Source organism: Lactiplantibacillus garii, assembly GCF_003885105.1.
In the GTDB taxonomy this organism is placed as follows: Bacteria; Bacillota; Bacilli; order Lactobacillales; family Lactobacillaceae; genus Lactiplantibacillus; species Lactiplantibacillus garii.
Genome location: NZ_QWZQ01000022.1, coordinates 1 through 23,203, shown reverse-complemented (window position 1 = coordinate 23,203; position 23,203 = coordinate 1). Strand labels below are relative to the sequence as shown.

Sequence of the window (23,203 nt, the reverse complement as noted above, 5' to 3'; positions counted from 1 at the left end):
AGCGGAAAATGATCTACGGAACCGGAATTGACGTGACGGAACTGAACCGGATTCAACAAATTATGGCAGCCGGGTTAAAGCTCGCAGAAAAGGTTTTGACACCGGCCGAATTGGCCGTCTTTACGCGTTATGGTAAAAAACGCCAAGTCGAATTTTTAGCCGGCCGCTTCTCCGCTAAGGAATCTTATAGTAAGGCCTTTGGAACTGGCATCGGCGCTGCGGTTGGCTTTCAAGATATTGAAATTTTAGATAACGCGGCGGGAAAACCGGAAATTACCCGCCACCCGTTTGACGGTCCGGCGTGGATTTCCATTTCGCATACGGATCAACTCGTAATGACACAAGTTATATTGGAAAGAGGCAAAATGTGATGGTTGTAATTGGGGAACACCGCCACACACAAGTCACAGTCGACTTGCAGGCAATTAAAAATAACATTAAAACGGAAATGGATCGTAAGGATCCGCTGACCGAACTCTGGGCCGTGGTCAAGGCCAACGGATACGGACACGGCATTATTCAGGTTGCACAGGCGGCTAAACAAGCTGGTGCCACCGGCTTTTGTGTCGCAATTTTGGACGAGGCACTGGCGTTGAGGGCGGCGGGAATCACCGAACCAATTCTGGTGTTAGGAATCACCGAGCCCGAATACGCACCGTTAATTGCCGAAAAGGATATTTCGGTGGCGGTCGGGTCGCTTGACTGGTTACAAACGGCTAAACACATTTTAGCGGCTAACCAAGTCCGGGTCCCGTTACACGTCCACTTAGCGTTAGATACCGGCATGGGCCGGATCGGGTTTCAGACGCCGACCGAGTTGGCTGCCGCGGTCGCAACGTTACGGGAACCGCAAACCGCGTTTGATTTTGAAGGAATCTTTACCCATTTTGCTACCGCGGACCAGGCTGACGACACCTATTTCACGCACCAGCTGGATAATTGGAAAAAGTTAATTGCAGCGGTGGACGAGTTACCGAAGTACGTGCACGTTTCCAACTCAGCAACTAGTTTATGGCACCAAGCATGTAACGGCAACGTGGTTCGTTTCGGGGTCGCCCTGTACGGATTGAATCCGTCGGGCCGTGAACTGAGCGCGCCTTACTCGTTACAACCGGCACTGTCATTAACGGCCCAGCTCTCGTTCGTTAAAAAACTAGCGAAGGGCAAGTCGATTAGTTACGGTGCAACCTATACCGCGGCTAAAGACGAGTGGATCGGGACGGTTCCGATTGGTTACGCGGACGGTTATGAACGTCGTTTGCAAGGCTTTCACGTGTTAGTGGATGGTCACGTTTGTGAAATCGTGGGCCGGGTCTGCATGGACCAAATGATGGTCCGGTTACCACACGAAGTTCCGGTGGGGACGAAGGTCACCTTAGTCGGGACGGACGGTGATCAGACCATTAGTTTGCAAGATATTGCCGATTATTGTGGAACGATCCATTACGAAATCGCGTGTGGCATCGCTCCCCGGGTTCCCCGGGTCTACGTTGATTAGCGAATAATTTTTAACTTCATTAAAAATAAAATAATGTTTAAATATAAACTACTGCTTGGCCATAAACCGTGGCTGGGTGGTAGTTTTTCCGTTGTTAATCACTATAAAATGACAGTAGTAAATGGTTAGACTAATAATTAGTTGATTAGCCAAAATTAGTAAACGGTTGCTAAAAGTAAAGAATTCATGCTATTATGAGTAGCAAGAATAGTCGTAATTAAAGTACAATGGGGTACTAGGTGTAACTATGGGTGTCAGCACAAAGGGAGATGAGGCGATGGCCGCAGCTGATATTAAGCGTGGTGATATTTTTTATGCAGATCTATCACCAGTCGTTGGATCTGAACAGGGCGGCATGCGTCCGGTGTTAATCGTTCAAAATAACGTTGGGAATCATTATAGTCCTACCGTCATTGTTGCGGCGATTACCGCAAAGGTACAAAAAGCAAAAATGCCGACCCACGTGAACATTAACGCTGCCCATACGGGAATTGAAAAAAATTCGGTAGTGTTATTAGAACAAGTTCGGACGATTGATAAGCAACGCTTAAAGGACCGGGTGACGCATTTAGATGACCAAACGATGCGGCGGGTCAACAACGCTTTGCAAATTAGCATTGGGTTAGCCGACCGTACCAAACGGCATTCACAACGCACCTTGCAACCATAGATGATTGATGGGGATTAGTCTGTTTACATAATTGATCCATTTCGGTGCGAAGACCGAGTCGGGTAAATAGTTAGCGGGACCTGCGTTAGTTGTAATAGTAACTAACGAGGGTCCTTTTTTGAACTAACAAACCGTTGCGTCGTTAAAAATAAGGCGATTAGCGCTTGCGACAAAGTGTCCGCCGTGCTACGATGAAAACCGTTTTTGCATTTTGAATACGTGGTTCGTAACCATCCCACGTTAAAAAACTAGGAGGAATCGTATGACTCAATCAAAAATCCGGCCGTGGATCATTAACGCCCTGGTGGCCGCCATGTACGTGGTACTATGCCTCGGACCAGCGGCACTTAGTTTAGCTTCCGGCGCCATTCAGTTTCGGGTATCGGAAGGCCTGAATCACTTGGCCGTATTTAACCGGAAGTACATTTGGGGCATCGTTGCCGGTGTCATCTTATTTGACGCCTTTGGGCCCGGTGCCAGTCTTTTAAACGTCCTATTTGGTGGGGGCCAATCGCTATTAGCGTTATTAACGTTGACTTGGCTCGCACCCAAACTAAAAACAGTCTGGCAGCGGATGGCTTTAAACATCTTTTTATTCACCGTTTCAATGTTCATGATTGCCCTGATGATTACGCTGATGAGTAGCGGGGTCGCATTTTGGCCGACTTATTTAACGACCGCGTTATCCGAACTCATCATCATGACGGTGACGGCCCCAATCATGTACGGTCTCAACCGGGTCCTACACTTTAGCGACCGCATCAGTTAGTTGTCATCACGGGATAGTTGAAGCCTGATGCATGCTGAAAGGCCCTAACGGGTTGAAACACAGTTCGTTCAAAATTGAATTAAACGTCATTTAAAAAATAGTCAGCGAGTTGAGCCGTTAATAACTCGCTGACTATTTTTATCGTAACTTTGCGACGTGGGACTAGTTAGAACAATGCCCCACCTGGGACGACGCCCGCGAAAAGACCGCGACCAACAACAATTTCACAGCGATATGCCAAAACTTCTCCGGGTGCCTAGATGGAATCTCATTATTTAAATTGGATAAGTAGCCGAGTAGGTTAGAATTGATATTCGTCAGTAAATTGAAAAAGAATTTTCCCATTTACTGACGATTTTTACGCAACGTCATAGATACCTTGAAATTTTTTCTAGTCTTGTATGTAATGGATTAAAGAGTATTTATCGTTATCTAGCGAAAACCAATCTGGTTGGCACTTAGAATCAAGTGTTTTAAGCAACGTGCCATTAAGACTAAGCAAATTAGTGTTTAACGCCCGCCAATGACTAGTCTAAGCCTGGAGGGCTGGGAAATAGGCACTAACTTAGAATCGATAAGCGGAATTTAAAACAGATTGGGTTAACCAATTTAAATTAAATCTGGTAACTTAAAGGCCTTGAACTAAAAAACGCCACTAACGAGTTAACGTTAATGGCGTTATAAAAGTAAGATTATTCGGCTTGTAAGTCTTCCACTTCGATCACTTTAAACTGTTTACGGTTTAAGTTGTCGGTGATGCGTTTTAATTTTTCGGTATCGACATTTTCTGGAAGGGTGAATAACGTCCGGTGACCCAGCGTGCCGTTTTGAACGTCGAGGGTCAAACAACCGGCGATGGACGTGTACTTAGTGATGATTTTGGCCATGGCGGCAAGGTCGCCCCGTTCACCGATGGAAACAACGGTAAGGACGTAGCTGCCGACGTTAACGTTCCAGGATTGCGACAGCATGTCGAGTAACCGGGTATGCGTTAGGATGCCGTAGAAGTAACCGTGTTCGTCAAGCACCGCAATGTATGGCAAGTCTTTGATGGAGAAGAAGACGTTGTAAAAGGCGGCGTCGACTTGAATCGTTTTGGTCGCGTTTTTTAATAATGAGGTAACGGGGAGGGACATGTCACCCCCGAGGGACTTATGGCGATAAATGTGCATTTTATAAATATTGCCGCGGAAAATGTGGCCAGTTTCGTCAAGAATCGGTACACAGCGGAAGCCGGAGTCTTCAAGGACTTGTAAAGCTTCTTCCAAGGTCGAATCAGCAGTGACCGTGGTTAAACGTTCTTTGGGTTTAACGAGAGTTTTTAATAACATAACGGATGATCCCCCAGATTTATTAGTTTGTTTTAATAAATAATACCATAAAATCAAAACTGTTTTGTAGCAATCTGCGCTGGAATGACGGATATAAGCAGTATAAAAGCCAGTCTGAATGGTGCGGACTGGCTTTTATAAATTAAATTTAAATTAGAAAACGATGACGGGTGTCCCAGTTGGAACGGCCGCGAATACTTTGGCCATGACCGATGGTGGGGTGTTGACACAACCGTGCGAACCGTGGGTTTTATACCAGGTTCCACCGTACTTAGTTTGCCATGACGAGTCGTGGATCCCTTCACCGGTATTGTCAAACGGCATCCAGTAGGAAACGGGTTGTGAGTAACTGGAGCCGTCGTCGTTATCACCCTTTAAGGTGGCGTTACGCTGCTTGCTCCAAACGTACCAGACACCGGTTGTCGTGGCGTGTTTGCCGGGCTTACCAGTCACAACGTCGGTTGAGACCTTTAATTTACCGTCTACGTAGACCCACATGTGCTGGTTGACCTTATCGACCTCAATGTAGGTATTTCCGATGTCGGTCCCCTTGTTGTTGTAACCGGAACCGTTGATCAACGGTGAACGGGTAAAGTCTTTACCGGCTAAGATTTCTTTGGAAAGGGCCTTGGCTTCGGCGTTGGTTTTGATTGTCCAACCGTAGAAGCCACCGCTGACCTTGACCGTACCACGCTTGGTACTTTTGAACGTGCGGGTCGTGTGGTAGGTGTGATACTTAGCGTTTAATTGTTTAACGTAACTTAAAACGGCACTCTGATCCAAAGTAACGTTTCCCTGTTGATCAACTTTGATCCAACTAAGGATCGTATCGTGAGGAATCGTGAATTTGTGGCCGTTGATCTTATACGTGGCCGTTTCGACCGCGTACTTTTGGGACTTGCGTTGCGCCAATTTTAAATTAGCGTTAGTACTCGTAACGGTGGGGCTGACGTAGGCGTCCTTTAAACTAATTTGACTCTTGCCTTCACTTAGTGATTTAACGACGAGTTTTTTGAGTTTGGATTGACTTAATTCCGTCCCTTGGACTTCTTTTTTTATGGCGACCGCGTTATTTTTGTAAACTAACTTAGCGTTTTCGGTTTTAGTCCGGTGCGTTTGGTTGGCCTTAGTCGTAATTTTTTTGAGTAAGGTCTGTAAATCGGTCTTGGCAATTGTTAAATTACCGACGGCCGCGTCATTGGCTGCCTGCGCGGAAGTTAGTAACGCAACGGGCCAACTCCAATAGTTTTGTTTGGAAACTAACTGACTTAAATCTTTTTTGGTGTTAATGGAAATACCGGCCGACTTGCTTGTAAAACTGTACTGCGTTTGTCCGTTTTCTACGATGTGGTAGGTGCGGTGTTCTAAAGCGTGATTCACTTTAGGAGCGGCCTGAGCGGCGGTTTGACCACTGACGTCGATCCCAGCAACTTCGGTATTGGGTAAGAACGTCCGCTGGTTTTGCCAGATTAGGCTGGTAGCAGCGTAGGCCACGATAAGAATGCCGAGAATGCTGCCACCAATGATGAGCCCGCGTTTGTGCTTCATGATAATGTTGGCCTCCGTTTGGTTTGTAATATTTTCACCTTATAACAGAATCCCACGAAGTGCAAACCCTAAGGCTGGTGTTGATGGGGTGAAAACACAAAGAAAGCGCATTTTGCGCATTAAGTCGTCATAAAAGATCGTGACTGGTAGTCATTGTTTATAACGTTGACGGGCTGAGCCAGTGCATAAAAAAAGAACCCGGAAAATTTCCGGGTTCGGTGTAATTTAAAACTATTTGTTATCGAGTGCAGCTAAGCCGTCCGTCAAAACCTTCTTCAAGGTTGCAGCGGAGTCTTGCATTTTCTTCATTTCGTCGGCTGAAAGCGGGGATTCGATGATCTGCTTCAAGCCGGTGCCACCGATGACTGCGGGAGTACCGATGTAAATGTCGTTTAAGCCGTATTGGCCGTCCATGTAGGCACCAACTGGCAAGATGGCATTTTCGTCGCGGAGAATGGCCTTGGAGATCCGCATTAAGGCGGTCCCAATACCGTAGAAGGTCGCACCCTTCAAGTTGATGATGTCGTAAGCCTTGTTACGAACGCCATCTTCAAGTTCGGCAAGGTCGGCTTCTGAAACGCCGTTTTCCTTAGCAACGTCCTTAACTGGACGCGTCCCAATGGTAGCCGTTGAGTAGGCAGCAAATTCAGAGTCGCCGTGTTCACCCATGATGTAAGCATCAACGGAACGTGGATCAACGTTGAATTTCTTACCTAAGGCAACCCGGAGACGGGAGGAATCTAAGGAAGTCCCGGAACCGATAACGCGGTCCTTCGGGAAACCAGAGAATTTCCAAGTAGCGTAAGTCAAAATGTCAACCGGGTTAGCGGCAACTAAGAAGATGCCGTCGAAACCGGAGTCGACGATTGGTTTTACAATGGAAGACAGAATGTTTAAGTTCTTGTTAACTAAGTCTAAACGTGATTCGCCGGGCTTTTGTGGGGCACCAGCAGTGATCACAACTAAATCAGCGTCTTTGCAATCGCTGTATTCACCCGAATAAATCTTCTTGGGAGCGGTGAATGCTTGGGCGTCTTCAAGGTCCAGGGCGTCACCCTTGGTGCGGTCCTTGATGACATCAACAATTACAAATTCTTCAGCAATTCCTTGCTGTGCCATGGCAAAAGCGTAACTGGATCCAACGGCGCCGTCGCCGACTAACACAACTTTTTGATGATTTGGCATGCTTGTCAAAATAAGTCATCCTCTCGTAACGAAAATTTGTCTTTCAACGATTAGATTATACCATGATTAACAATCACAAGTCGCTAATTTTTACACGCTTTTAATAAATTTATCACAAATTGACGAGCGCACGTTTGGCGGGCGTTTACGTGGGGATTGTGGTATACTGATTGCACTAAATAAGCGTTATGAAAATGACCGCACTTTTTGAGGGTCGTAACGCATTTTTCAGGCTTGAAAAATAAGCAACAGGCGGATCGCCGAATCAGGGTAAGTCCCGATTCGGCCTGTTTGGTATGCCAAGGATAATGGGAGCAGTTAATCACATGAAAATGATCGTAGGATTGGGTAATATCGGAAACAAGTACGCACAGACGCGCCACAACGTTGGCTTCATGGTCGTTGACGAAGTGGCCCAGCGGTTAAACGCCGATTTTCAGACGAGTAAGTTTGAGGCGGAGGTCGCAACGGCCTTTAAAGACGGCGAAAAAGTAATGATTGTTAAACCGTCAACTTATATGAACGATTCGGGCCGGGCGGTTGGTCCCCTGATGAGTTACTACAACGTGGCCCCGGCTGACCTCTTAGTCGTGCACGACGACCTTGATTTACCGTTGGGCAAGGTGCGGCTAAAACAAAAGGGTTCGGCTGGTGGTCATAACGGGATCAAGAGCATTATTAATCACGTGGGGGATCAGAAGTTTAAACGCGTTAAGGTGGGCATCGACCACCCGCAAAAAATGAGCGTGGTCGACTACGTGTTGGGAAAATTTTCACCAGCACAACAAGCCGCCTTTAACGACGCCAAGATTACGGCGGTAGCCGCCATTGAAGCTTGGCTTACCACGGGGGACTTTGCCGCGGTCATGAATCAGTATAACTAGTCAGGGAGGAAGTCACATGGATATCGAAGCGATTGTTGAGCAAACGCCCGACTTTCAAACAATTTTAGCGGGCATTAGCCCGAAGAGTCGTCAGCTCATTACCGGCTTAAACGGTTCTGCACGTACGGTTTATTTAAGCGCGTTATTTCATCAATTGACGCATTCTTTATTGATCGTGACGGACAACCTCTTTCATGCGAGTCAAATGGTCGACGATTTGAGCGGTCTGTTGGATGACGACCAGGTCTTTTTATTCCCCGCCGAAGAAATGATGGCGTCGGAAATTGCAACCAGTTCTCCCGAATACCGAGCGCAACGAGTACGGGCGGTCAACGCGTTACTGCGGGATACCCCGGCCATTGTGGTGACCTCGGTCTCGGGGGCCCGGCGGTTCTTACCACCGGTTGAACAATTTAAAGCGGCGACTCTACCGCTAAAAGTGGGTGGCGACCTCGATCTTGAAAAGCTCCAACACCAGTTACACGACATGGGCTACGTTAAAGAACAGTTAGTTGCGCGTCCCGGTGATTTCGCGGTGCGGGGGTCAATTGTTGATATTTATCCCCTGGATGCGGATTACCCGTTGCGGCTCGATTTATTTGATACCGAGATCGATACGTTAAAGTACTTTGATCCGGCGACGCAACGGTCGGTGGAAAACTTGGATGATTATACGGTGTTGCCGGCCACTGATTTTATTTTAACGACCGCCATGCTTCAAACCGGAGCCAAACGCTTAAAAGCCGCGATGGCAACGGAAAGTAAGCAGTTAAAACCCGCGGAACGTCAAGAATTAGCGGATAACTTGGCTCAACCCTTAGCCGATATGGAAAAGGGCTTAATTGGCAGTGATTTACTATTATATGGTGATTATTTATACGACCGTAAAACGAGTCTCTTTGATTACGTGGCCCCTGACGGTGTCGTGATTTTTGACGAATATTCCCGAATTTTGGACAGTGAGCAACAGTTGCTGAGTCAAGAAGCCGACTGGGTAACGGATCAGCTGGCGCACCACCGGGTCCTGTCCACGGCAACTTACGGGAATGAGATGCGAGACTTGCTGCGTGACGACCAACACGCCCAGGTGCTGATTTCACTATTTCAAAAGGGAATTGGTAACGTAAAGTTAGCGCAGGTGACCAACGTCCGGACACGGCCGATGCAGGAGTTCTTTGGCCAACTTCCGACGCTAAAAACGGAACTGGACCGGTGGCATAAATTAAAGCAAACCGTGGTGCTAATGGTTTCGGAAGCGGAGCGGTTAACCAAGGTCAGCAACACGCTGGATGATTTTGAAATTCAAGCCGTCATGACAAAGGCGGAAAACCTTCAGCCGGGTGTCGTCCAAATCGTGGAAGGCAGCCTGCAAAATGGGTTTGAATTTCCAGACGGGCACTTAGTGGTGATCACCGAACAGGAAATGTTCAAGAAGGTCACTAAAAAGCGGCCCCGTCGCCAGACCTTGGCCAACGCGGAACGGCTGAAAAGCTATACCGACTTAAAACCCGGGGACTTCGTGGTCCACGTTAATCACGGGATTGGGAAGTACGTCGGGATGCAAACGCTGGAAGTCGATGGGGTCCACCAGGACTACATTACGATTGCCTATCAGAATAACGCGAAGATTTTTATCCCGGTGACCCAGTTAAACCTGGTTCAGAAGTACGTTTCTTCGGAATCTAAAACACCCCATATCAATAAGTTGGGGGGAACTGAGTGGACGAAGGCCAAACGCAAGGTCGCGGCTAAGATTGAAGATATTGCGGATGAACTCGTGGAGCTCTACGCGAAGCGGGAAGCCGAAAAGGGCTATGCTTTCCCACCAGACGATAGCTATCAAGATGATTTTGATAACGAATTTCCGTACGCGGAGACGCCGGACCAACTGCGGAGTATCAATGAAATCAAGCACGACATGGAACGGCCTAAGCCGATGGACCGGCTATTGGTCGGTGACGTGGGTTACGGGAAAACCGAAGTGGCGCTCCGGGCAGCTTTTAAAGCGATTGAAGCTGGTAAACAGGTGGCGTTTTTGGTGCCAACGACCATTCTGGCGCAACAACACTACGAAACCATGCTGAACCGCTTTGAAGGTTATCCGGTCAACGTTGGCATGTTGTCACGGTTCCGGACGCCCAAAGAAATGAAGGAGACGGTCCAGCAACTAAAGGACGGCGAGTTGGACATTGTCGTTGGGACCCACCGGTTACTCTCAAAGGACGTCGACTTTGCCGACTTAGGCCTGCTGATCATTGATGAGGAACAACGGTTTGGGGTCAAGCATAAGGAACGGCTCAAGGCGTTAAAGGCGAGTGTTGACGTGTTGACATTAACGGCGACACCGATTCCGCGGACCCTGCACATGTCAATGCTGGGTGTGCGGGACTTGTCGGTCATTGAGACCCCACCGACTAACCGTTACCCCATTCAGACCTACGTCATGGAGCAAAATTACGGCGTAATCAAGGAAGGTATCGAGCGGGAAATGCAACGTAACGGGCAGGTCTTTTACTTGCATAACCGGGTACACGATATTGACAAGGTCGTCGCGCAGATCAAAGACTTGGTACCCGAAGCTGCGGTGGCACACATCGACGGTCAGATGCCCGAATCGCAGTTGGAGGGGATTCTTTACGACTTCATTCGCGGTGAGTACGACGTGCTGGTCACGACGACCATTATTGAAACGGGGGTCGACATTCCGAACGTCAACACTTTATTCGTAGAAAACGCCGATCGAATGGGCTTGTCACAACTTTACCAGTTGCGGGGCCGAATCGGGCGCAGTAGTCGGGTCGCGTACGCCTACTTTACTTATCAGCAGAATAAGGTTTTAACCGAAGTGGGTGAAAAACGCCTGCAAGCCATTAAGGACTTTACCGAACTCGGGTCCGGCTTTAAGATCGCGATGCGCGACCTTTCGATTCGGGGAGCCGGGAACCTCTTAGGTAAGCAGCAGCACGGATTCATTGATTCCGTTGGGTACGATTTATATACTCAAATGTTGTCGGAAGCCGTCGCTAAGAAGCGGGGACAACAGGCGAAAGTCAAGACCGATGCAACCATTGAGTTGGGTATCGAAGCCTACCTGCCAACCAGTTACATTGAAGACGAACGGCAAAAGATCGAAATTTATAAACGAATTCGCCAGTTGGAAAATAATGACCAGTACATGGAAGTCCAGGACGACTTGATGGACCGGTTCGGTGATTATCCTGACGAAGTTGCCAGTTTACTAGCCGTCGGACGGTTGAAGATGTTGGCTGATGACGCCTTGATCGAGAAAATTCAGCGGGCCGACAGTGATCTGCACTTGACGCTGTCTAAACAGGGAACTGCCAAACTAGATACTAAAGATATCTTTAAAGCTCTTGCAAAAACGAAATTACGAGCGACAGTCGGAATCGATGATGATAAAATGAAGGTTAAATTAGTGATCCAGCCGAAAATGCAAACTAAAGAATGGCTGGAGCAGCTGACCCAGTTCGTCCAGCAGTTAGGTGCGATTTTAACCCCCGCGGATGATTCGGCCAGTGCACCGGTCAAGTGATCGGTAGAAGGGATTTGTTATGCCAAAGGAACACCTGAACACCATGTTCCGGGGTGCCCTCATTTTATCGATTTCGTCACTCGTGGCGAAAATCTTGAGCGCGGTATACCGGATTCCGTTACAAAACATGGTGGGAAATACCGGGTTTTACGTTTATCAGCAAATCTACCCGATTTATGGTATCGGGATGACCTTCGCGTTAAACGGCTTTCCCAACTTCATTTCAAAATTAGTCGCTGAACAACCGGACGAAACCAGCAAGTCGTTGGTGACCAGGCGGGCCTTCCACATTTTAAGTGGCTTATCATTAGTCATTTTTCTGGGGTTGCAACTGGGCGCAAACTGGATCGCCATTCGGATGGGTGACGTTCGGCTCGCACCAATCGTCAGTTCGGTTGCGTGGATGTTCATTTTTATGCCGTGGTTGGCAACCGGGCGGGGTTACTATCAGGGACAGTTCTTGATGGGCCCCACCGCGGTGTCCCAATTGATTGAACAAGTCGTGCGGGTCGGGGTTATTATTATGGCCGCCTACTTTAGTATTCACCGTGGGTGGGATGATTATCACATGGGAACCTGGGCGATGAGCTCGGCCGCCTTTGCTGCCATCTGTTCGTCACTCGTCTTTACCGGTTTCGGGCTTAAGCACTTATTAGCGCCCGCGCCCACTGCGACCCGTCCGCTGCCAAGTTACCGGAAACTCACGAAACGGTTCATCGTTGAGGGGGGGACCCTGTGCCTCGTTGCAGCGGTCGTCATTTTGTTGCAACTGATTGACTCGTTCTCCGTCATGAAAGGGTTGGTTGCTCAGGGCCAGTTACCGGAAATTGCCAAGTCACTCAAAGGGGTCTTTGACCGGGGCCAGCCCTTAGTACAACTAGGGTTAGTAGTAGCCACGTCGTTTTCAGCCACCCTGTTACCAGCGCTAACCAACGCGTTAGCCAAGCGGCAATTCATTGAATTTAAACGGCACACCCAGGCCATGGTGCACGTGAGTTTAGCCCTTTCAATGGCGGCAACGGTCGGCTTAATCGTACTAATGCCCCAAATTAACCGGTTGTTGTTTGGCTCGTTAGAAGGCACGACCGCGCTCCGAATTTACGTTTTGAGCATTATTTTCGCAGCGCTGATCACAACCTATACCAGTGTGTTACAAAGTTTGAACCAGTACACCGCGATGATTATTGGAATCGTGGCCGGCCTGGTAACTAAATTGGCCCTTAACTACACCTTAGTCGTACGTTACGGAATCAACGGCGCCAGTCTCGTGACGGCGTTAAGTTTAGCCGTGATGTTTGGCATTATGTGGTTGGGTTCGCCGGATGATCTACAACAAGTTTTATTAGAAAGCGGCTACGTGATCAAGCTGTTAGCGATTAGCGCCGCGATGGGCATCGTCGTACTGATCAGCAGCCATGAGATTCAAGCGCTCGTCGGTCCCGCCATGGCAAATAACCGGGGCATTGCCGGGATCATCACGCTCGTTGGCGTGGTCATCGGCATCATTGTCTTCGTTGGTGGTGCGGTGGTTGTTCGACTATTCTCGATTCGGGAGTGGCTAGTGCTACCATACGGCAAACGCTTGATCAAAGCCGTTGCAAAAGGAAAGGAACATCATTCATGAGTATGCGTTTAGATAAGTTTTTAAAAGTTTCACGGATTATTAAGCGGCGTTCCGTCGCTAAAGAAATTGCGGATAAGGGGCGGATTCAAATCAACGGCAAAGTTGCCAAATCATCAAGCAACGTGAACGTTGACGATGAGTTAATTATCGGTTTTGGCAATAAAACGTTAACGGTCAAGGTGACCCAGTTGATTGAAACGACCAAGAAAAACGATGCCGAACTCATGTATGACATCGTGAGCGAAGATTATAAAACGGATTATCGGCAACCGTTTAGTGATTAATGGGGATGCTTTGGTTGATTGATATGGCCCCAAACATTGGTTTAATCGAAATGATGTCGTTTACACCGCCGGTTGAAGTTGTTATAATTTAGGCAACCCAATTTGAAAGGACTGCACCAGCATGACGAACGGTTCACGCAGCAAAATCAAACAGTTAGATAACGATTATTCGCGTCAAGTTGCCAGCGACTATCAGGGTCAAAAGCAGCGGGTCGCTCAGGTTCGACGTCGGCGGTTTGTTTTGATTGTCGCGGTATTTGGCGCGTTAATGTTACTCTTTGGCTATCAACTGATCAATACGCGCGTGAGTTTGCACCAAGTGAACCGTGAAGTGGCGACCAGTCAGGTCAAGTTGAAACGGGCCCAACAAAAAAATGGCCAGCTAGAAACGCAAATCAAACAACTCAATAATAAAGATTATTTACAAAAATTATTGCGGTCAAAGTACGATTACACGAAGAGCGGCGAAACGGTTTATAGCTTACCAAATGATAATGCAGCCGATGTAACCGCTAATTAGTCGGGGTTGCGGTCTGCTTTTAACGGGTAGACCACTTTTTGTTGCGAGTTAAAATGTTTAACTCGATATTTCACAAAGTATGCTATACTAAAACCATTATTTCATAGGAGGAACAACTTTTTTTATGGCAATTGAAGTAGGTACGAAAGTCACTGGTAAGGTATCCGGGATCACCAACTTTGGTGCGTTCGTGAACCTGGGTAATAATCAAACGGGGCTGGTTCATATCAGTGAAGTTTCCGATGGCTTTGTTAAGGATATCCACGATGTTTTGAGTGTGGGCGACGAAGTGACTGTCAAAGTATTATCCGTTGGTAACGATGGTAAGATTGGTTTGTCAATTCGCAAAGCGGTCGACCACCCACAGGGTGAACACGGCCATGGTGACCATCGTAATTCCCATCAGGGTGGTAACCACCAAGGTAATAATCACGGTCGCTCCGATCGTAACGAACACCAAAGCAACGGTAATCACCGTGAACGGCCAAATAATTTTCATTCGCGGGGAGGTAACGGCGGTGGCCGCTACCAATCACGGCAACATGAAAATAAAAAAGAGGACTTTGATTCATTAATGTCCGGCTTCTTAAAGGAAAGTGAAGACCGTCTGGCAACGTTGAAACGCAATACTGAAGGTAAACGTGGCGGCCGGGGCGGTCGGCGTAGCTAAAACACGTACTTGAAGTGTTACTTGCCATTAATTTAGTTTAAATGTAATTAAGTACGGACGTGACGCAAACGGGTCACGTCCGTCTTTTTTTAACTTGTTACGGGAAGGTGAGAATGTGACCCCAGTTCAACAATTTAATCGGCAACTGGCGCAATCGCGACTACTGTACCCGACTAAAACGGTGGTCGTCGCCGTTTCGACCGGGGTTGATTCGATGGTGTTGCTGACTTTGCTACAACGGCTGCCGGTACGTCAACGTCCCCGCATCATTGTGGCTCACGTTAATCATCATTTACGCCGGCAGAGTCAGCGGGAAGCCGCTTTTTTGACTCGGTACTGTGCTGAACACCACTTAACGTTACAGGTTACGGATTGGCCGGTTCAATCACACCCCCAAACCGGAGTGGAGGCGGCGGGCCGTGCATTTCGGTACCACTTTTTTGAACAAGTCATGGCCACGACGGGCGCGGTAGCTGTGTTGACGGCACACCACGCCAACGATCAGGCGGAAACTTATTTGATGAAGTTAGCCCGAGGGGGTGACGTTGCGCAGTTAACGGGCATTGCTCCACAACGACCGTTTGCTGGTGGTCAGCTGATTCGACCATTGTTAACGTGGTCGAAGCAAACAATTCGGGCGTACGCCGCCGCGCAGGAAATTCAATTTTACGAGGATGTCACTAATCAGGACGTCCAGTTTACCCGTAACCGGATTCGTCAACGGGTCGTCCCCGAGTTAACGACGGTCAACCCTGAATTTTTGACGCACGTGGCGGGGTACCAGCAACAGTTGCGGCAGTTGTTAACGGCCAAAAGTGAGATGGTCGCGTACTTGTTACCGCACGTGGTCACGGAGACGGAAACCGTCAATTTAGCGGCTTTGCAACGGGTGCCGGCAGCGTGGCAGTTACCACTACTACGCGCCTGGCTTCATCAGCGTACGCACGAGCTGTTTAGCGAGGAGAAGCTGCGTCCGGTAATGCACTGGTTGCAAAATACCAACCACCCGACCGGAACACTACCAGTCAACGGTACCGTTGATTTAGTGAAACAGGTTGATATCATTGACGTTCGTCCGCATAAAAAAAGGGTTAAAAAGTTAATGCCCGGTGAAAAAATTATGGTAGACTTAAACCAATGGCAGAAAATTACTGCGACTCAAACCGCGGGTCTTTTTTCACACCCGACCGTTGCCGCTGGGCAGCCCTTACGGTTGGTCGAGCAAGACTGGCCGTTGTACTGGCGGCCGTGGCGAGCGGGTGATCAACTCACGTTGCGTGGGGGTGGTCACCAAAGTGTTCGCCGGGTCCTGATTGATCAAAAATTACCGGCTGAGCAGCGGTCACGGGTACGGGTGTTGGTGAATGCTCACGAACAGGTCTTGTGGGTCGTTGGTCATAAATTTACTTATCGTGACCACGATTTTGGCACGCAAACAGTATTTTTAGCCTTAAAACATGGGAGTTGAAAGGAGTACATCTGAAACGATGAACAACGACATTGAACGAGTACTTTATAGTCGCGAGGAAATCCATCAGGTTGCACAGAAACTTGGAAAAGAACTAACGACCGCTTATGCTGGCAAGAACCCATTAATTATTTGTGTACTCAAGGGTGCCGTCTTATTCACTACGGATATTATCCGGGAAATGGATATTTACGCGGATCTTGATTTCATTAACCTATCTAGTTATGGGAATGAGACCATTTCAAGTGGTGAGGTTCAGTTAACTAAGGACCTGGATGCGGACGTGACTGGCCGGGACGTGTTAGTGATTGAGGATATTATTGATACGGGTCGGACGCTGAAGTTTTTAGTAGACTTATTAAAACGCCGGGACGTCAACTCCGTTAAGGTCTGCACACTGTTGGATAAACCAGCGGGGCGCCTCGTGGATATTAAGGCTGATTACATTGGTTTTGAAGTACCAAATGAGTTCGTGGTGGGGTACGGTTTGGATTACGCGGAACGTTACCGTAACCTACCGTACGTCGGAATTTTGAAGCCCAAAATTTACGAGCATTAATAATTGGTCAATGATAGTCAAATGTGCTATTATTTAGACTATCGAAGAATAGTACCGTGCTTTTAAACAGTATATAAAAGTTTCGATGAAGGAGGCACATATGAACAATCGACGCAATGGACTCTTTCGTAATAGCTTATTTTATATTTTGATCTTCTTAAGCTTGATGGGGATTATCTACTTCTTCTTTGGTGGAAATTCCAGCTCACAGACCCAAAATATTCGCTATAGCGAATTTGTCAAACAATTAGACAAGGATAACGTTAAGAACGTTAGTATCCAGCCTAGTGGTGGCGTCTACAAGGTAACGGGTTCATACCGTAAGGCACAATCAACTTCTTCCGCTAACGCGTTAGGGATTAAGAGTGCTTCAACGAAGACCACGTCGTTTTCAACAACGATGTTGGAAAATAATTCAACGGTTGATCAAGTTTCCAAGTTGGCGGCAAAACACAACGTTAACTTAACGGCCAAGGCCGAAGAGTCTAGCGGAATCTGGGTCACGCTGTTAATGTATATCGCGCCATTGATCCTGTTTGTATTCCTGTTCTACATGATGATGGGACAAGCCGGACAAGGCGGCGGTAACAACCGGGTCATGAACTTTGGTAAGACCAAGGCTAAACCAGCCGATAGTAAACAAAACAAAGTTCGTTTCTCCGACGTTGCCGGTGAAGAAGAAGAAAAACAAGAATTGGTCGAAGTCGTCGAATTCTTGAAAGATCCGCGTAAGTTCGTGTCACTGGGCGCCCGGATCCCATCGGGGGTATTACTCGAGGGGCCTCCGGGTACTGGTAAGACGTTGCTTGCCAAAGCGGTTGCCGGTGAAGCCGGCGTGCCGTTCTTCTCGATTTCTGGTTCCGATTTCGTCGAAATGTTCGTCGGGGTTGGTGCTAGCCGGGTTCGGGACTTGTTTGATCAAGCCAAGAAGAACGCACCATCAATCATCTTTATTGATGAAATTGATGCCGTTGGGCGGCAACGTGGTAACGGCATGGGCGGTGGCCACGACGAACGTGAACAAACTTTGAACCAATTATTGGTTGAAATGGATGGGTTCACGGGTAACGAAGGCGTTATCGTCATGGCTGCTACTAACCGTTCCGATGTTTTGGACCCTGCTTTGCTACGTCCAGGTCGTTTTGACCGGAAGATCTTAGTGGGCCGTCCGGACGTTAAGGGCCGTGAAGCCATTTTGAAAGTCCATGCTAAGAACAAACCGTTGGCTGCCGATGTTGATTTGAAAGAAATTGCTAAGCAAACGCCAGGGTTCGTGGGTGCCGATCTTGAAAACTTATTGAACGAAGCGGCGTTACTTGCTGCTCGTCGTAATAAGAAGCAAGTCGACGCGTCCGACTTAGATGAAGCCGAAGACCGGGTTATCGCCGGGCCGGCTAAACACGACCGGGTGGTCAGCAAGCAGGAACGGGAAACCGTCGCCTACCACGAAGCTGGACATACGATTGTTGGGTTGGTCTTAAACGATGCGCGGGTCGTGCATAAAGTTACGATCGTGCCACGGGGCCGTGCTGGCGGTTACGCCATCATGTTACCGCGTGAAGACCAAATGCTAATGTCAAAACGCGATGCCAAGGAACAGATGGCTGGTTTAATGGGTGGCCGGGCCGCCGAAGAAATTATCTTTGACGCCCAATCATCCGGTGCTTCCAATGACTTTGAACAGGCAACGCAAATTGCCCGGGCCATGGTCACCCAATACGGGATGAGTGAAAAACTCGGACCGGTTGAGTTGGAAAACGCCAACCAGCAAGCTGCTTACCAACAAGGGATGGGTGCAAACGCCTTTTCACAACACACGGCACAGTTGATTGATGACGAAGTTCGCCGGTTAGCGGAAGAAGCTCACCAGACGGCTACCGATATCATTCAGTCGCACCGTGAACAGCATAAGGTGATTGCGGAAGCCCTCTTGAAGTACGAAACTTTGGATGAAAAGCAAATTCTTAGTCTGTTTAAGACTGGTAAGATGCCTGAAAAGGATAGTGCAAGCCAATTCCCTAGTGAAAAAGCCGCTACCTTTGAAGAATCCAAACGCGAATTGGAACGTCGTGAAGCCGAAAAGCAGGCGACGATCCAATCCAGCGAAGCGACTGATAAGGGTGAAGTGGCCTCAGAAGCACCTGCTGAAAGCAGTGCCGCTGAGCAGCCAACCTTCCCAAGTGAATCACAAGCTGGTTCTGAAGCATCTGATTCGGCGGAATCTGCGGATTCAACCGTTGACGATCACGAGACTGGTTTACCGGGTGAAGACGGTGCTGAAAGTGCCGCTCCAAAGTCCGATGATTCAAATCACAATAGTCAAGCTTAATAAATCAAGCTGTAAAAGAGCCGGGACTTTGTCTCGGCTCTTTTTATGCGGTATGATATTGCAGAATATTAAATGTGAGATAGGAGTATTTAAATGGCAGATTATTTAGTAAAGAGTGTGGCCGGGAACGAAATGTTTCGGGCCTACGCCGTTAGCGCAACTGAAATTGTAAGGGAAGCCCAGCGCCGCCACGATACGTGGAGCGCTGCTTCGGCAGCACTCGGTCGTAGCTTGGTCGGAACGCTGCTACTAGCTTCTTCGGTGTTAAAGGGTGAAGAACGAATGACCGTTAAAATTAACGGAAACGGCCCGGTGGGTGGCATTGTGATCGACGGTAATGCTAACGGAACGGTCAAGGGTTACCTGCAACACCCCCACGTACACTTGCCGCTGAACGCTAAGCATAAGATTGACGTGAAGGGGGCCGTTGGGACCGACGGCTTTTTATCCGTGACAAAGGATCAGGGGGTCGGTGATCCGTTTACCGGAACCGTGCAACTTGTTTCGGGTGAATTGGGTGAAGACTTTACTTACTATCTAGCCCAGTCGGAGCAAATCCCGTCGGCAGTCGGATTGTCGGTTTTTGTGAACGACGATAATACGATTGGTGTGGCCGGTGGGTTCCTTGTTCAGGTGTTACCAAACGCGACTGACGAGGCAATCGATACGCTGGAAGCTAAGTTAAAGGACATGCCGTTAGTTTCACAGCTTTTGCGGGAAGGTAAAACACCGGAAGACATCCTAAACCAGTTGTTTGATGGGGACGTCAAGGTACTTGATACGATGCCCGTTAAGTTTGAATGCGACTGCTCGAAGGAACGGTTTGCGGAAGCCTTAATGGCGTTGCCAAAACACGAAGTCCGTGACATGATCGATCAGGATCACGGTGCCACCGCGGTCTGTCACTTCTGTGGTAACCAGTATCACTTTAGTGAAGCTGAATTAGAGGCCGTGTTGTCCCGTTCTAAGGGGAAGGATTAATTATGGTCGGTAACGGTCCGTGGCAGATTGGGGACGTCACTATCCCCAACCGGTTAGTTGTTGCCCCGATGGCGGGAGTGACGAACGCCGCCTTTCGGGTGATCTGTAAAGATTTTGGTGCGGGCCTGGTCGTGTGTGAAATGATTTCGGACCGGGGAATCATGTATAACAATCAGAAAACGCTCGACATGATGTTCGTTGATCCCAAGGAGCACCCGATGAGTATCCAAATTTTTGGCGGCTCTAAGGAGACCCTGGTTAAGGCGGCACAGTTCGTGGACCAGCACACGACGGCCGACATCATTGACATTAATATGGGGTGTCCGGTCAACAAGGTGGTTAAAACCGACGCTGGTGCTAAGTGGCTGTTAGACCCCGGTAAAGTGTACGAAATGGTTGCGGCGGTAACGGCTTCGGTGGCTAAGCCGGTGACGGTCAAGATGCGGACTGGTTGGGATGACCAGCACGTCTACGCGGTGGAAAACGCCCGGGCAGCCGAACGGGCGGGAGCGGCAGCGTTGGCTATGCATGGCCGGACCCGGAAACAAATGTATCGTGGTCATGCGGATTGGGACGTGTTGAAGCGCGTCGCGGATAGCTTGACGATTCCGTTTATGGGGAACGGTGACGTTCAGACTCCCCAGGATGCCGAAAAAATGCTGACCAAAGTGGGTGCCGACGCCGTGATGATTGGCCGGGCTGTTGAGGGTAATCCGTGGATGCTACGACAAACGGCGCACTATTTGGCGACCGGTGAATTACTGGCTGCTCCTAGTCCGGCGGAAAAAATGCAGACGGCGCAGGAACACCTGCAACGATTGGTAACCTTAAAGGGTGAACGGGGAGGCTGTCACGAATTTCGTGAACAGGCACCGTACTATTTAAAAGGAATTCCCCGTTCGGCCCGGACCAAGGTTGCGTTAATGGAGGCCCAGTCGTTCGCGGAGATGCAGACGATTTTGCGGGAGTTTTCCGAGCGGACGGCAACTTATTTGGCAACTCACGCGGTAAAGTGAAGAATTCACTTGCATTTTTGCAACTTGACTGTGAAAATTAACATGTAGTGATTGTTTAGGTACAGGTAAACTGTACGCTAACTAGAAATGGAGGAACACTAGTGGCACGACAAGAACAGACGATGAACGACCAACTTAAGGTTCGTCGCGACAAGATGAATGAACTGCGTGAAGAGGGCATTGATCCCTTTGGTCACCGGTTTGAACGAACAGATTTAGCCCAGGACTTGCATGATAAATACGGGGACATGGACAAAGACGACTTAGACGCAAAGCACGTAACAGCAACCATTGCGGGTCGGATGCAGGCCAAACGTGGTAAAGGTAAGGTTGGTTTTGCGGACATTTGGGACCGTTCCGGTAAAATGCAATTATATATCCGGAAAGACGTGGTCGGGGAAGACACGTACCACATTTTCAAACGTTCCGACATTGGTGACTTTTTAGGGATTACCGGGGAAGTCTTTAAGACGGACTTTGGTGAATTGACGATCAAAGTTACCAGATTAACGTTCTTATCAAAGGCGTTACGGCCACTGCCAGATAAGTTCCACGGATTACAAAATGTGGAACAGATTTACCGCCAACGTTACTTAGACCTGATTTCTAACCGGGATAGCTTTAACCGTTTCTTGAAACGGACCAAGATTATTTCGGCAATTCGGCACCACTTGGATGGTCAAGGTTTTACCGAAGTGGAAACTCCGATGTTGCATAACCAGGCTGGTGGTGCGGCGGCCCGTCCGTTTATCACGCACCACAACGCGTTAAACATTGACTTATACTTGCGGATCGCACTGGAATTACACCTCAAACGGTTGATTGTTGGTGGGATGGAAAAGGTTTATGAAATTGGTCGGGTTTTCCGTAATGAAGGGATGGACCGTGAACATAACCCTGAATTTACGATGATGGAAACTTACGTGGCGTACTATGATTTCCACGACGTGATGGACGAAACGGAAGGCATTTTCAAGGCCGCTGCCGACGCCGTAACTGACGACGGTATCGTAACGTACCACGATCAAAAAGTGGACTTTAACCAGCCGTTCCACCGGATTCACATGGTGGACGCCATTAAGGAAAAGACTGGAATCGACTTCTGGCAACCAATGTCACTGGAAGATGCCCGTAAATTGGCGGATGAACACCACGTGAAGTACGAAAAGTACTGGAAAGTTGGTCACATCATCAACGCCTTCTTTGAAGAATTCGTTGAAGATACGTTAAACGAACCGACTTTCGTTTACGGTCACCCGGTAGAAATTTCACCATTGGCTAAAAAGAACGAAAAGGACCCTCGTTTTACGGACCGGTTTGAACTGTTTATCTTAGGTAACGAATACGCAAACGCCTTTAGTGAACTGAACGATCCGATTGATCAACGGCAACGGTTTGAAGCTCAGGCCGCTGAACGGACTGAAGGTAACGACGAAGCGGAACACATTGACGAAGACTTCGTCGAAGCCCTCGAATACGGGATGCCGCCTACTGGTGGTTTGGGTGTCGGGATTGACCGCTTGGTTATGTTAATGACCGACGCGGACTCAATTCGTGACGTTTTATTGTTCCCAACGATGCGTCCAGAAGAAGATAAGTAATTAATTTTTGAACGACTTAAAAGTTGGCAGTTGCCGATTTTTAAGTCGTTTTTTTGTATGGATAGCGAATTTATGGAGTGAAACAGATTATTTTTGAAAAAATCATCTGTTTGCATAGGACGAACATTGTTTTTGATTATCTGATTAAAATTAAGCAAATCCGAATGATGAGTCCCTTAAATACCAATTTCAAATAAAAATAGACCAATAACGTTTTAGATATCCGTACATTGTAAAATTAGGGGATTTAATATGACAATAATTACTGGTTAAATTTAAAATTTGGGGCTTGCAATTGTGGGGGATAATTGGTAAATTAGTATACGTTGTTGAGGCGCACAAAGCGGTTTACCGCTTAGCTTCAGCAAAAATCATTTATAAAAAGTTGTTGACAAGTTATTGATGACTTGGTATGATGATTAAGTTGCGTTGAGGTAATCAACTTAACGAATTAGACCTTTGAAAACTGAACAAAGTTTCGACGAATCAAATGTGTAGGGTCTCTTGAACTTGATTCAAGAGCGAAACATTTGCGAAGTCAATTCGCTAGCAAATAAATTTTAGTACAACATTAAATGAGCTTTAAAACTCATCATTAATTTGAGAGTTTGATCCTGGCTCAGGACGAACGCTGGCGGCGTGCCTAATACATGCAAGTCGAACGAACTCTGGTATTGATTGGTGCTTGCATCATGAAATACATTTGAGTGAGT

General features: G+C 48.0%; 19 protein-coding genes, 1 rRNA gene and 1 riboswitch. Of the genes, 17 read left to right on the top strand and 3 right to left on the bottom strand.

Annotated features, from left to right (window positions below; translation table 11 throughout):
* The first annotated feature begins 8 nt into the window (after positions 1 to 8).
* The 4 genes from acpS to D1831_RS07790 all read left to right on the top strand — a co-directional run bounded on the left by acpS (position 9) and on the right by D1831_RS07790 (position 2,937).
* Entirely contained in the window at positions 9 to 371 is a 363-nt protein-coding gene (gene acpS / locus D1831_RS07805) for a holo-ACP synthase (protein WP_125072374.1), read from the top strand.
* Positions 371 to 1,498, top strand: coding sequence for an alanine racemase (alr, locus tag D1831_RS07800; protein ID WP_125072373.1), 1,128 nt, complete (start codon positions 371 to 373; stop codon positions 1,496 to 1,498). Before acpS ends, alr begins: the two co-directional genes overlap by 1 nt.
* A gap of 277 nt (positions 1,499 to 1,775) precedes the next feature.
* On the top strand, positions 1,776 to 2,168 hold the full coding sequence (locus tag D1831_RS07795; RefSeq protein WP_125072372.1) for a type II toxin-antitoxin system PemK/MazF family toxin: 393 nt from the start codon (positions 1,776 to 1,778) through the stop codon (positions 2,166 to 2,168).
* Positions 2,169 to 2,381: 213 nt separating this feature from the next.
* Positions 2,382 to 2,426: riboswitch (PreQ1 riboswitch) on the top strand.
* Positions 2,427 to 2,430: 4 nt separating this feature from the next.
* Entirely contained in the window at positions 2,431 to 2,937 is a 507-nt protein-coding gene (locus D1831_RS07790; RefSeq protein WP_125072371.1) for a QueT transporter family protein, read from the top strand.
* 692 nt (positions 2,938 to 3,629) lie between these two features.
* Here D1831_RS07790 and cbpA read toward each other — a convergent pair.
* The 3 genes from cbpA to D1831_RS07775 all read right to left on the bottom strand — a co-directional run bounded on the left by cbpA (position 3,630) and on the right by D1831_RS07775 (position 7,001).
* On the bottom strand, positions 3,630 to 4,268 hold the full coding sequence (gene cbpA, locus D1831_RS07785) for a cyclic di-AMP binding protein CbpA (RefSeq protein WP_125072370.1): 639 nt from the start codon (positions 4,266 to 4,268) through the stop codon (positions 3,630 to 3,632).
* A gap of 153 nt (positions 4,269 to 4,421) precedes the next feature.
* Positions 4,422 to 5,816: a L,D-transpeptidase family protein gene (locus tag D1831_RS07780; RefSeq protein WP_125072369.1), complete on the bottom strand. Its 1,395-nt coding sequence runs from the start codon at positions 5,814 to 5,816 to the stop codon at positions 4,422 to 4,424.
* Between the two features lie 231 nt (positions 5,817 to 6,047).
* Entirely contained in the window at positions 6,048 to 7,001 is a 954-nt protein-coding gene (locus tag D1831_RS07775; RefSeq protein ID WP_404819890.1) for an L-lactate dehydrogenase, read from the bottom strand.
* Positions 7,002 to 7,327: 326 nt separating this feature from the next.
* Here D1831_RS07775 and pth point away from each other — a divergent pair, with 326 nt between their 5' ends.
* From pth to D1831_RS07710, 13 genes are all read left to right on the top strand, one after another.
* On the top strand, positions 7,328 to 7,885 hold the full coding sequence (pth, locus tag D1831_RS07770) for an aminoacyl-tRNA hydrolase (protein WP_125072367.1): 558 nt from the start codon (positions 7,328 to 7,330) through the stop codon (positions 7,883 to 7,885).
* A 16-nt stretch (positions 7,886 to 7,901) separates the two neighbouring features.
* The gene (mfd, locus tag D1831_RS07765) at positions 7,902 to 11,438 is read left to right on the top strand and encodes a transcription-repair coupling factor (protein ID WP_125072366.1); all 3,537 of its coding nucleotides are present in this window, start codon (positions 7,902 to 7,904) and stop codon (positions 11,436 to 11,438) included.
* Positions 11,439 to 11,457: 19 nt separating this feature from the next.
* Positions 11,458 to 13,062: a putative polysaccharide biosynthesis protein gene (locus D1831_RS07760; RefSeq protein WP_125072365.1), complete on the top strand. Its 1,605-nt coding sequence runs from the start codon at positions 11,458 to 11,460 to the stop codon at positions 13,060 to 13,062.
* A 2-nt stretch (positions 13,063 to 13,064) separates the two neighbouring features.
* The gene (locus D1831_RS07755; RefSeq protein WP_318531883.1) at positions 13,065 to 13,346 is read left to right on the top strand and encodes an RNA-binding S4 domain-containing protein; all 282 of its coding nucleotides are present in this window, start codon (positions 13,065 to 13,067) and stop codon (positions 13,344 to 13,346) included.
* Between the two features lie 121 nt (positions 13,347 to 13,467).
* On the top strand, positions 13,468 to 13,866 hold the full coding sequence (locus D1831_RS07750) for an FtsB family cell division protein (protein WP_125072363.1): 399 nt from the start codon (positions 13,468 to 13,470) through the stop codon (positions 13,864 to 13,866).
* Between the two features lie 124 nt (positions 13,867 to 13,990).
* A complete protein-coding gene (locus D1831_RS07745; protein WP_125072362.1) occupies positions 13,991 to 14,536 on the top strand; it encodes a S1 domain-containing RNA-binding protein in 546 nt (181 codons plus the stop codon).
* 115 nt (positions 14,537 to 14,651) lie between these two features.
* Positions 14,652 to 16,004: a tRNA lysidine(34) synthetase TilS gene (gene tilS / locus D1831_RS07740; protein ID WP_125072361.1), complete on the top strand. Its 1,353-nt coding sequence runs from the start codon at positions 14,652 to 14,654 to the stop codon at positions 16,002 to 16,004.
* Positions 16,005 to 16,023: 19 nt separating this feature from the next.
* Positions 16,024 to 16,563, top strand: a complete 540-nt coding sequence (gene hpt, locus D1831_RS07735; protein WP_125072360.1) for a hypoxanthine phosphoribosyltransferase — start codon at positions 16,024 to 16,026, stop codon at positions 16,561 to 16,563.
* Between the two features lie 100 nt (positions 16,564 to 16,663).
* Positions 16,664 to 18,892: an ATP-dependent zinc metalloprotease FtsH gene (gene ftsH / locus D1831_RS07730; protein WP_125072359.1), complete on the top strand. Its 2,229-nt coding sequence runs from the start codon at positions 16,664 to 16,666 to the stop codon at positions 18,890 to 18,892.
* Positions 18,893 to 18,985: 93 nt separating this feature from the next.
* On the top strand, positions 18,986 to 19,873 hold the full coding sequence (gene hslO / locus D1831_RS07725; RefSeq protein WP_125072358.1) for an Hsp33 family molecular chaperone HslO: 888 nt from the start codon (positions 18,986 to 18,988) through the stop codon (positions 19,871 to 19,873).
* 2 nt (positions 19,874 to 19,875) lie between these two features.
* The gene (gene dusB, locus D1831_RS07720) at positions 19,876 to 20,889 is read left to right on the top strand and encodes a tRNA dihydrouridine synthase DusB (protein ID WP_125072357.1); all 1,014 of its coding nucleotides are present in this window, start codon (positions 19,876 to 19,878) and stop codon (positions 20,887 to 20,889) included.
* 101 nt (positions 20,890 to 20,990) lie between these two features.
* Complete coding sequence (gene lysS / locus D1831_RS07715; RefSeq protein ID WP_125072356.1) at positions 20,991 to 22,490, top strand: lysine--tRNA ligase; 1,500 nt, start codon at positions 20,991 to 20,993, stop codon at positions 22,488 to 22,490.
* Between the two features lie 596 nt (positions 22,491 to 23,086).
* Positions 23,087 to 23,203 (top strand): 16S ribosomal RNA (locus D1831_RS07710); the annotation flags it as partial.